This window comes from Thalassovita mediterranea (assembly GCF_001458435.1).
Classification (GTDB): Bacteria; Pseudomonadota; Alphaproteobacteria; order Rhodobacterales; family Rhodobacteraceae; genus Thalassobius; species Thalassobius mediterraneus.
The window spans coordinates 284782-298488 of the sequence record NZ_CYSF01000007.1; the positions used below are offsets into that span (position 1 = coordinate 284782).

At 59.1% G+C, this 13707-nt stretch carries 15 protein-coding genes; 14 read left to right on the forward strand and 1 reads right to left on the reverse strand.

Annotated elements, in window-relative coordinates:
• Positions 1 to 82 precede the first annotated feature (82 nt).
• From secY to rplQ, 6 genes are all read left to right on the forward strand, one after another.
• On the forward strand, positions 83 to 1450 hold the full coding sequence (secY, locus tag TM5383_RS08835; RefSeq protein WP_058318668.1) for a preprotein translocase subunit SecY: 1368 nt from the start codon (positions 83 to 85) through the stop codon (positions 1448 to 1450).
• A complete protein-coding gene (locus TM5383_RS08840; protein WP_058318669.1) occupies positions 1447 to 2025 on the forward strand; it encodes an adenylate kinase in 579 nt (192 codons plus the stop codon). Before secY ends, TM5383_RS08840 begins: the two co-directional genes overlap by 4 nt.
• Before the next feature lie 310 nt (positions 2026 to 2335).
• A complete protein-coding gene (gene rpsM, locus TM5383_RS08845) occupies positions 2336 to 2704 on the forward strand; it encodes a 30S ribosomal protein S13 (RefSeq protein WP_058318670.1) in 369 nt (122 codons plus the stop codon).
• A 15-nt stretch (positions 2705 to 2719) separates the two neighbouring features.
• A complete protein-coding gene (gene rpsK, locus TM5383_RS08850) occupies positions 2720 to 3112 on the forward strand; it encodes a 30S ribosomal protein S11 (protein WP_058245136.1) in 393 nt (130 codons plus the stop codon).
• A 111-nt stretch (positions 3113 to 3223) separates the two neighbouring features.
• Positions 3224 to 4240 (forward strand): DNA-directed RNA polymerase subunit alpha, encoded by a 1017-nt coding sequence (locus TM5383_RS08855; RefSeq protein WP_058318671.1) that lies wholly within the window; start codon positions 3224 to 3226, stop codon positions 4238 to 4240.
• A 151-nt stretch (positions 4241 to 4391) separates the two neighbouring features.
• Positions 4392 to 4814 carry a 50S ribosomal protein L17 gene (gene rplQ / locus TM5383_RS08860; RefSeq protein WP_058318672.1) on the forward strand — a complete coding sequence of 141 codons (423 nt, stop codon included), beginning with the start codon at positions 4392 to 4394 and terminating at the stop codon, positions 4812 to 4814.
• Positions 4815 to 4873: 59 nt separating this feature from the next.
• On the opposite strand, the gene TM5383_RS08865 is transcribed toward rplQ, so the two are convergent.
• Positions 4874 to 5272 carry a thiol-disulfide oxidoreductase DCC family protein gene (locus tag TM5383_RS08865; RefSeq protein WP_058318673.1) on the reverse strand — a complete coding sequence of 133 codons (399 nt, stop codon included), beginning with the start codon at positions 5270 to 5272 and terminating at the stop codon, positions 4874 to 4876.
• 392 nt (positions 5273 to 5664) lie between these two features.
• On the opposite strand from TM5383_RS08865, the gene TM5383_RS08870 reads away from it, so the two are divergent.
• The 8 genes from TM5383_RS08870 to TM5383_RS08905 all read left to right on the forward strand — a co-directional run bounded on the left by TM5383_RS08870 (position 5665) and on the right by TM5383_RS08905 (position 13699).
• On the forward strand, positions 5665 to 6735 hold the full coding sequence (locus TM5383_RS08870; protein WP_058318674.1) for a 3-deoxy-7-phosphoheptulonate synthase: 1071 nt from the start codon (positions 5665 to 5667) through the stop codon (positions 6733 to 6735).
• Positions 6736 to 6837: 102 nt separating this feature from the next.
• The gene (locus TM5383_RS08875) at positions 6838 to 8232 is read left to right on the forward strand and encodes a trypsin-like peptidase domain-containing protein (protein ID WP_058318675.1); all 1395 of its coding nucleotides are present in this window, start codon (positions 6838 to 6840) and stop codon (positions 8230 to 8232) included.
• Between the two features lie 3 nt (positions 8233 to 8235).
• Positions 8236 to 9555 carry a replication-associated recombination protein A gene (locus TM5383_RS08880; RefSeq protein WP_058318676.1) on the forward strand — a complete coding sequence of 440 codons (1320 nt, stop codon included), beginning with the start codon at positions 8236 to 8238 and terminating at the stop codon, positions 9553 to 9555.
• Between the two features lie 78 nt (positions 9556 to 9633).
• Entirely contained in the window at positions 9634 to 10011 is a 378-nt protein-coding gene (gene crcB / locus TM5383_RS08885) for a fluoride efflux transporter CrcB (RefSeq protein WP_058318677.1), read from the forward strand.
• Entirely contained in the window at positions 10008 to 11054 is a 1047-nt protein-coding gene (locus TM5383_RS08890) for an RluA family pseudouridine synthase (protein WP_058318678.1), read from the forward strand. Before crcB ends, TM5383_RS08890 begins: the two co-directional genes overlap by 4 nt.
• Complete coding sequence (locus TM5383_RS08895; RefSeq protein WP_058318679.1) at positions 11051 to 11731, forward strand: HAD-IA family hydrolase; 681 nt, start codon at positions 11051 to 11053, stop codon at positions 11729 to 11731. The genes TM5383_RS08890 and TM5383_RS08895 overlap by 4 nt, the downstream gene beginning before the upstream one ends.
• Before the next feature lie 3 nt (positions 11732 to 11734).
• Positions 11735 to 12463 (forward strand): ATP12 family chaperone protein, encoded by a 729-nt coding sequence (locus TM5383_RS08900; RefSeq protein WP_058318680.1) that lies wholly within the window; start codon positions 11735 to 11737, stop codon positions 12461 to 12463.
• Positions 12464 to 12682: 219 nt separating this feature from the next.
• The gene (locus TM5383_RS08905; RefSeq protein ID WP_058318681.1) at positions 12683 to 13699 is read left to right on the forward strand and encodes an amino acid ABC transporter substrate-binding protein; all 1017 of its coding nucleotides are present in this window, start codon (positions 12683 to 12685) and stop codon (positions 13697 to 13699) included.
• The last annotated feature ends 8 nt before the right edge of the window (positions 13700 to 13707 follow it).

Below are 13707 nucleotides of genomic sequence, written 5' to 3' on the forward strand. Positions count from 1 at the left end.
ATATGACCCCAGTTTTCCTAAGAACGCCGCCTGAGCTGGAAAACGCTCCGGGCGGCGTTGTCATATGAAGAGAGACCAACGCATGGTATCTGCTGTAGAACAAATGGCTGCGAACACCAGCTGGTCCGCTTTTGGTAAGGCGACCGAGCTGCGGAGCCGCATCCTGTTCACCCTGGGCCTTCTGATTGTTTATCGCCTGGGCACTTTCATTCCCGTTCCCGGCATCGACGGCAACGCACTGCGCGACTTCATGGAAGGCGCGGCAGCTGGTCTGGGGGGCATCCTGTCGATGTTCACCGGTGGTGCGCTGGGTCGTATGGGTATCTTTGCCCTTGGGATTATGCCCTACATTTCTGCCTCGATCATTGTGCAGCTTCTGACCTCGATGGTTCCGGCGCTGGAACAGCTGAAGAAAGAGGGCGAGCAGGGCCGCAAGAAAATCAACCAGTACACCCGCTACGGCACCGTGTTTCTGGCCACCGTGCAGGCCTATGGTCTGGCAACTGGCCTCTACTCCGGTGATTTGGTTCAGGCGGATATCGGCTACTGGTATTTCGTTGCATCCTGCGTGATCACCCTGGTGGGCGGCACCATGTTCCTGATGTGGCTGGGCGAACAGATCACCCAGCGCGGCATCGGCAACGGTATCTCTCTGATCATCTTCGTTGGCATCATCGCCGAAGTTCCCGCCGCCATGGCCCAGTTCCTGAGCCAAGGCCGTTCGGGCGCCATCAGCCCCGGTGTGATCATCGGTGTGATGGTCATGATGATCGCCACTATCGCGTTTGTCGTGTTCATGGAACGCGCCCTGCGTAAGATCCACATTCAGTACCCCCGTCGTCAGGTGGGTATGAAGGTTTATGACGGTGGTTCGTCCCACCTGCCAATCAAGGTAAACCCGGCTGGCGTCATTCCGGCGATCTTTGCATCGTCGCTGTTGCTGCTGCCGACCACGATCTCGACCTTCTCGGGGAACCAGACGGGTCCGGTCATGTCGACCATTTTGGCCTATTTCGGCCCCGGTCAGCCGCTCTATCTGTTGTTCTTTGTGGCGATGATCGTTTTCTTTGCCTTCTTCTATACCTTCAACGTGTCGTTCAAACCGGACGAAGTTGCAGACAACCTGAAAAACCAAAACGGTTTCGTACCAGGCATTCGCCCCGGTAAGAAGACCGCCGAATATCTGGAATACGTCACCACCCGCGTGCTGGTTCTGGGTTCGGCCTATCTGGCAGCTGTGTGTCTGTTGCCGGAAATCCTGCGCAGCCAGCTGGCTATCCCGTTCTACTTCGGGGGCACCTCGGTGCTGATCGTTGTGTCCGTGACCATGGACACCATTCAGCAAGTGCAAAGCCACCTGTTGGCCCACCAATACGAAGGCCTCATTGAAAAATCCCAGCTGCGTGGCAAAGGGAAAAAACGCAACAGGAAGGGACCGTCGCGTCGATGAATATTATTCTGCTTGGACCGCCCGGCGCGGGCAAAGGAACTCAGGCCGCGAAACTCGTGGAAGATCGCAACATGATCCAGCTGTCTACTGGCGACATGCTGCGTGAAGCGCGCTCCAGCGGCACCGAAATGGGTAAAGTCGTTGCCGAGGTAATGGATCGCGGCGGTCTGGTGACCGACGAGATCGTGATCGGCCTGATCCGCGAAAAGCTGCAGGGCGACAAAAAGGGCGGTTTCATCTTTGACGGCTTCCCACGCACCCTGCCGCAGGCGGATGCACTGGCTGAGCTGTTGGAAGAGCAGGGCGAAACCCTGGCTGCTGTTGTTGAAATGCAGGTTGATGATGAAACGCTGGTTAAGCGTATCGTCAACCGCGCTGCCGAAGCGGTTGCTGCCGGCAAAGAGGCGCGTGCGGACGACAACGAGGAAAGCGTGCGTTTCCGTCTGACGGAATACTACAAAAAGACCGCACCGCTGATCGGCTACTACTACGCCAAAGGTCTGTCGACCACGGTAGATGGTCTGAACGACATCGACACCGTATCGGCTGACATCGCCAAGGTGTTGGACGCCTGATCAGACGTTGATCTGTATTATCAAAGCCCCCGGCGTTTCATCGGGGGTTTTTGCATTTGGTAGGGATGCACTGTGCGGGGTGTTGGTTTTATGACAGGGAAAAACGCGCCAATGCACAAGCTGGGTTGACCTTTGCGCTATTTCTTCCTACCTACGCACATCCCTCAAAGGGAATCGAATTTTTGCGCCGTCTTTTAGGCATCAGCGCAGACCACCTAGATCAGCAAAGGCCCGGTGATATCCCGCCGGGCTTACGTTGTGAAAAAAGGTTCTGGAACTACGGAACCGCAACTGAAAAGGAAAGTGACACGTGGCACGTATCGCCGGCGTTAACATCCCGACCTCTAAACGGGTCCCGATCGCCCTCACCTACATCACTGGCATTGGCCAGACCTCGGCCGAAGCAATCTGCGAAGCCGTACAAATCGACTTCACCCGTCGCGTCAACGAACTGTCCGACGCCGAAGTGCTGGCCATCCGCGAGCACATCGATGCGAACTACACCGTTGAAGGTGACCTGCGTCGTGAAGTGACCATGAACATCAAACGCCTGATGGACCTGGGCTGCTACCGTGGCCTGCGCCACCGTCGTAACCTGCCGGTTCGCGGTCAGCGTACCCACACCAACGCTCGTACCCGTAAGGGCCCGGCAAAACCGATCGCCGGTAAGAAGAAGTAAGGGAGGTAGCTACCAATGGCACGTGATACCCGTCGTGGGGGCAAGAAAAAGGTCTCCAAGAACATCGCAGCTGGCGTTGCACACGTTAACTCCAGCTTCAACAACACCAAGATCCTGATCTCGGACGTACAGGGCAACGCGATCTCGTGGTCGTCTGCCGGTACCATGGGCTTCAAAGGTTCGCGTAAATCGACTCCTTACGCCGCTCAGATGGCTGCAGAGGACGCGGGCAAGAAAGCACAGGAACACGGTGTTAAGACTCTGGAAGTTGAAGTTCAGGGCCCCGGTTCGGGTCGTGAATCGGCACTGCGCGCACTGGCTGCAATCGGTTTCAACATCACCTCGATCCGTGATGTAACCCCGATCGCACACAACGGCTGCCGCCCGCCGAAACGCCGCCGGGTCTAATCCAGCTTTTAAGACTGGGGCTGTGTCATCGACACGGCCCCAGTATGTCATTTTGAAGCCTCGGGCGTTCTGTCTTTGGGACATGGGGACAGAACAGGAATGGAGGGACGCATGATCCATAAGAACTGGGCAGAATTGATCAAGCCTACCCAGCTTGACGTAAAGCCGGGCGTTGACCCGACTCGTCAGGCAACCCTGGTTGCTGAACCGCTGGAACGCGGTTTTGGTCTGACCTTGGGCAACGCGCTGCGCCGCGTGCTGATGAGCTCGCTGCAGGGTGCAGCGATCACCAGCGTACAGATCGACAACGTCCTGCACGAGTTCTCCAGCGTTGCTGGCGTGCGCGAAGACGTGACCGATGTGGTTCTGAACCTCAAAGGTGTGTCGCTGCGCATGGAAGTCGAAGGCCCCAAGCGCCTGTCGATCAACGCCAAAGGTCCGGCAGTTGTGACCGCTGGTGACATCTCCGACAGTGCTGGCATCGAAATCCTGAACAAGGAACATGTGATCTGCCACCTCGACGATGGTGCAGACCTGTACATGGAACTGACCGTCAACACCGGCAAAGGCTACGTCCCTGCGGACCGTAACAAGCCGGAAGATGCGCCCATCGGCCTGATGCCTATCGACGCTATCTATTCGCCGGTCAAAAAGGTTTCGTATGACGTTCAGCCGACCCGTGAAGGTCAGGTTCTGGACTATGACAAACTGACCATGAAGGTTGAAACCGACGGTTCGATCACCCCTGAAGATGCGATCGCGTTTGCCGCACGTATTCTGCAGGATCAGCTGTCGATCTTCGTCAACTTCGAAGAGCCCGAATCGGCTGGCCGTCAGGACGAAGATGATGGTCTGGAATTCAACCCGCTTCTGCTGAAGAAGGTTGATGAACTGGAACTGTCCGTACGTTCGGCCAACTGCCTGAAAAACGACAACATCGTTTACATCGGCGATCTGATCCAGAAAACCGAAGCAGAAATGCTGCGCACCCCGAACTTCGGCCGCAAATCCTTGAACGAAATCAAGGAAGTGCTGTCGGGCATGGGCCTGCACCTGGGCATGGACGTCGAAGACTGGCCGCCGGACAACATCGAAGATCTGGCGAAGAAGTTCGAAGACGCTTTCTAAGCCATTCTCAATACCGGGGCGGTCCAATGGGCCGCCCCGTGTACACATGCCCGGACCTGCCGGGGACTATTCGGGTCATTGACCCCAAGGTGAGCCAGCGACACGCATCGCCGGCCTGACAAAGCAAAAACGCAAGTTTAGGAGATATAAAATGCGTCACGCTCGTGGTTACCGCCGTCTGAACCGTACTCATGAACACCGCAAAGCGCTGTTCTCGAACATGGCCGGTTCGCTGATCGAACATGAACAGATCAAAACCACCCTGCCGAAAGCAAAAGAACTGCGCCCGATCATCGAAAAGATGATCACTCTGGCGAAACGCGGCGATCTGCACGCCCGCCGTCAGGCAGCTTCCAAGCTGAAGCAGGACCAGTACGTCGCCAAACTGTTTGACGTTCTGGGCCCGCGCTACAAGGACCGTCAGGGCGGCTACGTTCGCATCCTGAAGGCCGGCTTCCGTTACGGTGACATGGCACCGATGGCGATCATCGAATTCGTTGATCGTGACGTCGACGCCAAAGGCGCTGCTGACAAAGCACGCGTTGCCGCTGAAGAAGCAGCCGCTGACGATTAAGATCTACGGTCATTCATGACCGGACCTGCCCCCGCATCAGAAATGGTGCGGGGGTTTTTCTATTTTGCTGCCGTTTGTTTTGCAGCACGCTTTGCCATCCGGCGTTTGTGCGCGCCGTATAGCAATGGCGCCGCAATCGTCTCATACGTCCAGCGGGTGAGGGGGCGGATCATGGGCAGGCGGCCAATGCGCGCGGCAAAGCGGTATCGCGGCATCTGATCCCAAAGGATCAGAAAGGCGTCATACCCGACGTAGAGCTGCCCTTGATGCAGCACATGCAGCCGCCGCATAGCCTGATCCGGCGTGACGCCCCAATCGGCCAAATCAACGGCATTCAGATCCTCAAATGCCAAGGGCAAGGCGCGCGCATCGGAGTAGGCGGCGTAATGACAAATCTCGGCGTTACAAACGGGGCAGTCTGCGTTGTAGAGTGTGCGGGTTTGGGGTGTGTCGGTCATTCGGTCTCCTGTCTCTGAGAGGAGCTAGCGCAGGGCGCTCTGATGTCATTGCCAAATCTGCGATTTGGCAGCGCCCGAACCTCCCCCATGGGGAGGGCGCTTCACGCCCACCCCTCGGTTCGGGCGCTAAGCGTTTATCGTAGCGCTGTCTTTCCACCCTTTACAGAATCCCGAATCGCCGCTAGCGTTCTGGCCATGACACATCAGACCGTTTTCTTTTGGTATTCCTTCTATCCGCGCCACACGGCGGTCGGAGGGATCTGCGCGTTCTGAGGAAACATTCAAACGCACCAGAGATACCAGACGAACCGCCCCCCACCGGGCGGTTTTTTTTGTATCCGCCGACGGGGGCCTAACCCAGACACAGACATAACTCTTAGGACGCCCTGACCATGACCACTGAAACCGCAAACCTGCGCATCACCGATATGATGGAAATGCGCACCCCCGATGAGCTGACCGCCAAACTGCCGATCACCGCACAGGCCATTCGCACCGTGCTAGATGGCCGCAGCGCCATGCAAAAGGTGCTGCACGGCCATGATGATCGTTTGATTGTCGTCGTGGGCCCCTGTTCGATCCATGACCCAGAGGCGGCGATGGACTACGCCCGCCGTCTGGCGCCGCTGCGCGCCGAACTGGGCGATCAGCTGGAAATCGTCATGCGCGTCTACTTTGAAAAACCGCGTACCATTTCCGGCTGGAAGGGTTTGATCAACGATCCGGGCCTAGATGGCACCTTCTGCATTGACGCGGGCCTTGAGGTGGCGCGCCAACTGCTCTTGGACATCAATCAGTTGGGGCTGCCGGTGGGGACGGAATTCCTCGACGCCTCGGTGCCGCAGTACATTTCCGATCTGGTCAGCTGGGCCGCGATTGGTGCCCGCACCACTGAGAGTCAGATTCACCGCGAAATGGCGTCGGGTCTGAGCTGTCCGGTGGGATTCAAAAACGGCACCCGCGGCAATGTGCAGATCGCCATTGATGCGGCCCGCTCTGCCGCGCATCCCCATCATTTCATGGCGCTGGCCAAAAACGGCCGTCCGGCGATTGCCGCGACCAGCGGTAACCCTGATTGCCACATCATCCTGCGCGGCGGTGGCGGCACGAACTACGATGCCACCTCGGTCGATGCGGCTTGCCGGATGGCGGAACAGGATGGCATTCGCCCCCATGTGATGATCGACGCCAGCCACGCCAACAGCGGCAAGGATCCCATGAAACAGCCGATGGTGCTGGAAGATATCGCCGGTCAGATGGAGGCAGGGGACACCCGCATCACAGGTGTGATGATCGAAAGTAACCTCGTCGCAGGTCGTCAGGATTTGGGCGACGAACCGCTGACCTACGGCCAGTCGATCACCGATGGTTGCCTTGGCTGGGACGATACCGCCTTCATGCTGCGCCGTTTGGCACAGGCCGTTGAAACCCGCCGCGCCAGCCCAATGCGCAAAGCGGGCTAATCTGCTTCTGTGTTCCTCCCCGTCGGTCGGCCCGTCTTGTCTGCATCTTGCATTCAGGGCGGGCCGATCGCATATCTGACGGAACTTGACGGAGGATGTTTGATGTTGCGTTACGCTGTGCCCTTTGCTGCGGCCCTCACCCTAGCGGCGCTGCCGCTCACCGCTGCGGCGGAAACCAAGGTGCCCACCTCGCAGGCGGAAATCGCCCTTGGGTTTGCGCCATTGGTGAAACAGGCGGCGCCTGCGGTGGTCAACATCTACGCCAAACGCGTGGTGCAAACCCGCAGCAGCCCGTTCAGCAATGATCCCTTCTTTCGCGAGTTCTTCCGTGATTTCGGCGAAACGCGACCAGAGGTGCAGAATTCTCTAGGTTCCGGCGTGATCCTGTCGGCGGACGGCTATGTGGTGTCGAACTACCACGTCGTTGGCGGTGCCACCGACATTCGTGTGGTGCTGAAGGACCGCCGCGAATTTGCGGCCAAGGTGATGCTGGCGGACCAAGCCAGCGATTTGGCGATCCTCAAGCTGGAGGACGCGCCGGACATGCCCTTTCTGACCCTGCGTGACAGCGACGGGGTCGAGGTGGGCGAGCTGGCGCTGGCCATCGGTAACCCCTTTGGGATCGGGCAAACGGTCAGCTCTGGCATCGTCTCTGGCCTAGCGCGATCCGGCGCGGCCACGGGGGCTGGGCGGGCCTATTTCATTCAGACCGATGCGGCGATCAACCCCGGCAATTCCGGCGGGGCGCTGATTGATATTAATGGGGAATTGATTGGGGTGAACACCTCGATCCTTACCCGATCGGGCGGGTCCAATGGGGTGGGCTTTGCCATTCCCGCCGATCTGGTCGAACAGTTCGTCGCGCAGGCGCGCCAGGGCTACGACAGCTTCCTGCGCCCATGGGCAGGGATGAGCGGGCAGAGTATCGACAATGACATCGCTGAAACGCTGGGGCTGGACCGCCCGGGTGGCGTCCTGATCTCTGGTCTGCATCCAGCTAGCCCTTTCGCCGCTGCAGGCCTGCAGCCGGGGGATGTTGTGCAGATGGTATCTGGTGGTGAGGTGAACAGCCCGCAGGAAATGATCTACCGCATGTCTGTCGCGGGTATGGGCAGCCGTGTCGCGGTGACCTACTATCGCGACGGCGTGGCGGAGGAGGTGGATGTGGGCCTGATCCTGCCCCCTGAGACGCCAGCGCGCGATACAGTCACGCTGACCGAGGCAGAGGTGTTGCCCGGTTTGCAGATGTCGCAGGTAAACCCCGCGGTTATCGCAGAGTTTTCGTTGCCGCTTGATGCAATGGGCGTGATTGTTGAAGGCACCGGTCCCTATGCTGCGCGTGTGGGCTTGCAACGCGGCGACATTTTGTTGGGGATCAATGGCGAACAGGTGACCACACCGTCAGAGGCACGTGAAATCCTGTCACAACTTGGCAGCAGGGTGGCGATCACCGTGCAACGTGGCTTGCAGCGGGTGCAGATCCGGTTCAGAACCTGAGGCATGGCTGACCTCTTTGCATCTGACACCCCTTCTGCCGAAACTGGCACCGGAACCGCACCGCGCCCGCTGGCGGATCGTCTGCGACCCAAAACGCTGGCAGAGGTGATCGGCCAGCAGCAGGTCCTGGGGGACGAGGCACCGCTGGGCGTGATGCTACGATCTGGCAGCCTGTCCTCGCTGATCTTCTGGGGGCCGCCCGGTGTGGGCAAAACCACCATCGCGCGGCTGTTGGCAGATGAAACCGATCTGCATTTCGTGCAGATCAGCGCGATTTTCACCGGCGTGCCAGAACTGCGCAAAGTGTTCGAGGCCGCCAAAATCCGCCGCCAGAACGGGCAGGGCACGCTGTTGTTCGTGGATGAGATTCACCGTTTCAACAAAGCGCAGCAGGACGGCTTCCTGCCGCATATGGAGGATGGCACCATCCTCCTCGTCGGTGCGACCACCGAAAACCCCAGTTTTGAGCTGAATGCAGCGGTTTTGTCCCGCTCTCAGGTCTTGGTGCTGGAACGCCTGTCTGTGGAGGAGCTTGAAAGCCTCACCGCACGGGCAGAGGCGGAGCTGGGCCGCGACCTGCCGCTGGATGCAGGTGCGCGTGAGGCGTTGCTGGACATGGCCGATGGCGATGGCCGTGCGCTACTCAATCTGATCGAACAGGTGGCCGCGTGGCAGGTGGCAGAGCCACTGGGCCGTGACGCGCTGGCCAATCGCTTGATGAAACGCGCGGCGAAATACGACAAATCCGGTGAAGAACACTATAACCTCATCTCAGCCTTACATAAATCCGTGCGCGGATCAGACCCTGATGCAGCGCTATACTGGTATGCCCGCATGTTGGAAGGTGGCGAAGATCCCCGCTATCTGGCCCGTCGCCTGCTGCGCATGTCGGTCGAAGATATCGCGCTGGCCGACCCGCAGGCGCAGGCGATCTGCATGCATGCCTGGGAGGCGTATGAGCGCCTCGGCTCGCCGGAGGGCGAGCTGGCACTGGCGCAGGCGGTGATCTATCTGGCACTGGCCCCGAAAACCAATGCAGGCTACATGGCCTACAAGGCCGCCCGCCGCGCGGCCAAGCAGCACGGGTCGGAACCGCCGCCGAAACACATCCTGAACGCCCCGACCCAGATGATGAAGGATCAGGGCTACGGCGCAGGCTACGCCTATGACCATGATGCAGAGGATGGGTTTTCCGGCCAGAACTACTTCCCCGAAACGATGCAGCGGGAGCAGTTCTATCAACCGGTGGAACGCGGCTTTGAGCGCGACCTGAAAAAGCGGATGGAGTATTTTGAAAACCTCCGCCGCAAGCGTGGCGGATAGGGCTATGCAGCCCGTGCATGGCGCCACAGCCTGCTGTAAAACTTGACAATGCGGCGTCCAGCCCGCAGGAGGGGCGCCATGTTTATCACCGCTTTGCATGTGGCCCTTGGCGGGGCAGTGGGCGCTGTTTTGCGCTACCTCTCGGGTGTGGCGATTTTCAAACTGGTCGGCGCGGGCTTTCCGCTGGGCGTCCTGTTTGTAAACGTGCTGGGCTCGGGCCTCATGGGCATGGCGGTGGTGTTTTTGGGTCAGCGCGGGCTGAGCCACCTTAATCCGGTGTTGATGACCGGCGTTTTGGGCGGCTTTACCACGTTTTCGGCCTTTTCTTTGGAAGCCTACACATTGTTCGAACGCGGGCAGATGGGGTGGGCGGCGCTTTATGTTGGGGTGTCGGTGATCTGTTCGCTGGCGGCCTTGGTGTTGGGCGTTTACGCAATGCGATGGGTGTTGGCATGAGCCGTGTACAGATGATCACAGTGGGGCCGGGTGACGGCGATCAGCGACTGGACCGCTGGCTGAAGCGGATGTTCCCGCATGTGTCGCAGATCCGCATCGAAAAGATGTGCCGCAAGGGTGAACTGCGCGTGGATAGCGCGCGCGTAAAACCCGCTACGCGGCTAGAGGTCGGCCAGACCGTGCGCATTCCGCCATTGCCCGATGCGTCCGCGCAGCCCAAAGAGCCCGCAAAGCCCAAGGTTTCCCCAGCGGATGAAAAGCTGATCCAATCGGCGGTGATCTACCGTGACGACCATATCATCGCGCTCAACAAACCCGCCGGTCTGCCCACGCAGGGTGGCAGCAAGCAGAAACGCCATGTGGACGGCCTGGCCGAAGCGCTGAAGTTCGGGTTTGAGGAAAAGCCGCGACTGGTACACCGCCTTGATAAAGACACCTCCGGCGTTCTGCTGTTGGCACGCACCCGTCAGGTGGCACAGGCGCTGACAGCCGCGATTCGTCACAAACAAACGCGCAAGATTTACTGGGCCTTGGTCGCTGGCGTGCCGACGCCTTACTTGGGCGAGGTGAAATACGGTCTGGTCAAAGCACCGGGTCACGGCCGCCACGGCGAGGGCGAGAAGATGATCTGCGTCCACCCCCGCGAAATTGACCGCACCGAAGGCGCCAAACGCGCGCATACGCTTTACGCCACGCTTTACCGTGTAGCCAGCCGCGCCGCGTGGGTCGCGATGGAACCGGTCACGGGCCGGACCCACCAACTGCGTGCCCATATGGCCGAAATTGGCCATCCCATCATTGGGGACGGCAAATATGGCGGATCGGGTCAGGAAAACCTTGGCGATGGTTGGGGCGCGCAACTGGGTGGGGTGATTTCCAAGAAACTGCACCTGCACGCCCGTCAGATGCAGTTTGAACATCCGATCACTGGTAAAGTCACCTCGATCGAGGCGCCGTTGCCCGATCACATGGCGCACAGCTGGGACACGCTGGGCTGGTCCGAGGATCTGATCGAACACGACCCGTTTGAGGGCTTGCGATGAGTGCTGACCTGCGGCTGATCCTCTTTGATGTGGATGGCACGCTGGTGGACAGTCAGGCGCATATCGTCGCCTCTATGACCCGCGCCTTTCAGGGCGTGGGGGCAGAGGCCCCCAGTCGCGCGGCAACCCTGTCGATTGTGGGCCTGTCGCTGCCCATCGCGGTGGCCGAACTGGCGCCGGATATGACGGCGCAGGATCAGGCCGCCATCGTTGAGGGCTATAAACAGGCCTATATGCAGATCCGCGCGGAACAGGGATCGGCGCAATCCTCGCCCTTTTACCCACATGCGCGCATGGTGTTGGATCAGCTGGCAGCGGTGGATCATTACCTGCTGGGCATTGCCACCGGCAAATCGCGCCGTGGTTTGGACGCGCTGTTGGCGGGTCACGGGCTGGAACGGATGTTCCTGACCCAACAGGTGGCAGACCATCATCCATCAAAACCCCATCCCGCGATGATCGAGGCGGCGCTGGGCGACATGGGGCTGACTGCCGACAACGCGGTAATGATCGGCGACACAGTGTTTGACATGGAAATGGCTCGTGCCGCAGGCGCCCGCGCCATTGCGGTTGATTGGGGCTATCACGACGTGGCGCGTCTGGCGCCCTTGGCGGATCAGGTGGTCAGCGATTTCCGCGACCTGCCAGCCGCAATTCACAAGATCTGGGAGAGTTGAGACATGAGCATCATGAAGCCCAAGCGGTTCTGGAAAGAGGCCAAGGTTGCCGAAGCTGACGGCGGTTTCCGCGTCGAACTGGACGGCCGCCCCGTGCGCACCCCGGCAAAAACAATGGTGATTCTCCCCACCCGCGCCTTGGCAGAGGCGATTGCGCAGGAATGGGACGCCCAAGAGGGTGAAGTGGATCCGGCAAAGATGCCTTTTACGCGTACTGCGAACTCCGCTTTGGATAAAGTTGCTGTTCAGCATGAAGAAGTGGCGGCGATGCTGGCCGAATATGGCGGTACCGACCTTTTGTGTTATCGCGCCACCTCTCCGGCGGAATTGATCGATCGCCAAGCGGCGCTGTGGGATCCAATGCTGGATTGGGCGGACGAGATATTCGGCGCCCGTCTGGCCACCGGTGGCGGCATTATGCACGTCGCACAAGCTGATGATGCCGTGGCGAAATTGGCCCGTCCGGTTCATAGCATGGACAACTTCCAGTTGGCTGCATTTCACGATCTCGTAGGTATTTCTGGGTCGCTTGTGCTGGCTTTCGCGGCTGCGCTCAACCAGCAGGAGATCGGTGCGATTTGGGATTTGTCGCGTGTTGACGAAACATGGCAGGAAGAACAATGGGGCGTCGACGAAGAGGCCGCTGAACAGGCTGCGAAAAAACGCGCTGAGTTTTTGCACGCCAAAGCGTTTTTCGATCTGTGTCAATCGTTTGATCTAGGCGCTGATTAATAAGCAAATTCCGACTTTCGCCGCGAAACAACCGACAATGCTTCGGTTTTTGTGATCTGCGACTTGACCTTTTGCGATGAATCCGCCCAATGTTTCGGCATTGCTGGGCAATGTCCCAGCTTTATCGCCCACGGTTCTGATCTATGTATTATCAATACTAGGTCTACGAACCTAAGCATAACCGCCCAAAGCAGGGTGGATAATCAGGAAGAGGTAAACATGAAAAAATCCGTATTTCTTGGCGCGCTGACCGTTGCTGGTCTGGCCGCTGGTGCAGCGGCTGCTGGGACGCTTGACGATGTTAAAGCGCGCGGCAAGCTGAACTGCGGCGTGACCACCGGTCTGGTAGGCTTCGCAGCCCCCGACGCAAACGGCAACTGGGAAGGCTTCGACGTTGGCATGTGCCGCGCTGTAGCAGCTGCTGTTCTGGGTGATCCGGCCGCCGTAGAATTCGTACCGACCACCGGTAAAACCCGCTTCACCGCTCTGGCGTCGGGTGAAATCGACATGCTGGCGCGTAACACCACCTGGACCTTCTCGCGAGATGTTGACCTGAAGTTCGAATTCGTAGGCATCAACTACTACGACGGTCAGGGCTTCATGGTTCCCAAAGAGCTGGGCGTTTCCTCGGCCAAAGAACTGGATGGCGCGACCGTTTGTATCCAAACCGGTACCACCACCGAACTGAACCTGGCGGACTTCTTCCGTTCCAACAACATCAGCTATGAGCCGGTGCCGGTAGAAACCAACGCCGAATCGCAGCAGCAGTACCTGTCCGGTGCTTGCGACGTTTACACCACCGACGCATCCGGTCTGGCAGCAACCCGCGCCAGCTTCGAAGCACCGGCGGATCACGTTGTTCTGCCTGAAATCATCTCCAAAGAGCCGCTGGGCCCGCTGGTCCGTCACGGCGACAACGAGTGGGGCGATGTTGTTCGCTGGACTCTGAACGCACTGATCGCAGCTGAAGAGCTGGGCATCACCTCCGCCAACATCGCCGAGCTGGGTGCAGGCACCAACAACCCGGAAATCAACCGTATGCTGGGCACCGAAGGTACCCTGGGCGAAATGCTGGGTCTGGAAGCTGACTGGGCCAAGAAAGCCATCATGGCTGGCGGCAACTACGGCGAACTGTTCGAAACCAACATCGGCGAAGCAACCCCGATTGCTCTGTCGCGCGGTCTGAACGCACAGTGGACCAACGGTGGCCTGCTCTACGCACCGCCCTTCCGCTAAACACATCT

Coding starts and splice junctions, on each gene's coding strand:
- TM5383_RS08865 (WP_058318673.1), bottom strand. CDS start 5,272: ATGACCGACACACCCCAAACCCGCACACTCTACAACGCAGACTGCCCC.
- rplQ (WP_058318672.1), top strand. CDS start 4,392: ATGCGTCACGCTCGTGGTTACCGCCGTCTGAACCGTACTCATGAACAC.
- TM5383_RS08855 (WP_058318671.1), top strand. CDS start 3,224: ATGATCCATAAGAACTGGGCAGAATTGATCAAGCCTACCCAGCTTGAC.
- TM5383_RS08905 (WP_058318681.1), top strand. CDS start 12,683: ATGAAAAAATCCGTATTTCTTGGCGCGCTGACCGTTGCTGGTCTGGCC.
- TM5383_RS08870 (WP_058318674.1), top strand. CDS start 5,665: ATGACCACTGAAACCGCAAACCTGCGCATCACCGATATGATGGAAATG.
- crcB (WP_058318677.1), top strand. CDS start 9,634: ATGTTTATCACCGCTTTGCATGTGGCCCTTGGCGGGGCAGTGGGCGCT.
- rpsK (WP_058245136.1), top strand. CDS start 2,720: ATGGCACGTGATACCCGTCGTGGGGGCAAGAAAAAGGTCTCCAAGAAC.
- TM5383_RS08880 (WP_058318676.1), top strand. CDS start 8,236: ATGGCTGACCTCTTTGCATCTGACACCCCTTCTGCCGAAACTGGCACC.
- secY (WP_058318668.1), top strand. CDS start 83: ATGGTATCTGCTGTAGAACAAATGGCTGCGAACACCAGCTGGTCCGCT.
- TM5383_RS08895 (WP_058318679.1), top strand. CDS start 11,051: ATGAGTGCTGACCTGCGGCTGATCCTCTTTGATGTGGATGGCACGCTG.
- TM5383_RS08900 (WP_058318680.1), top strand. CDS start 11,735: ATGAGCATCATGAAGCCCAAGCGGTTCTGGAAAGAGGCCAAGGTTGCC.
- TM5383_RS08875 (WP_058318675.1), top strand. CDS start 6,838: ATGTTGCGTTACGCTGTGCCCTTTGCTGCGGCCCTCACCCTAGCGGCG.
- TM5383_RS08890 (WP_058318678.1), top strand. CDS start 10,008: ATGAGCCGTGTACAGATGATCACAGTGGGGCCGGGTGACGGCGATCAG.
- TM5383_RS08840 (WP_058318669.1), top strand. CDS start 1,447: ATGAATATTATTCTGCTTGGACCGCCCGGCGCGGGCAAAGGAACTCAG.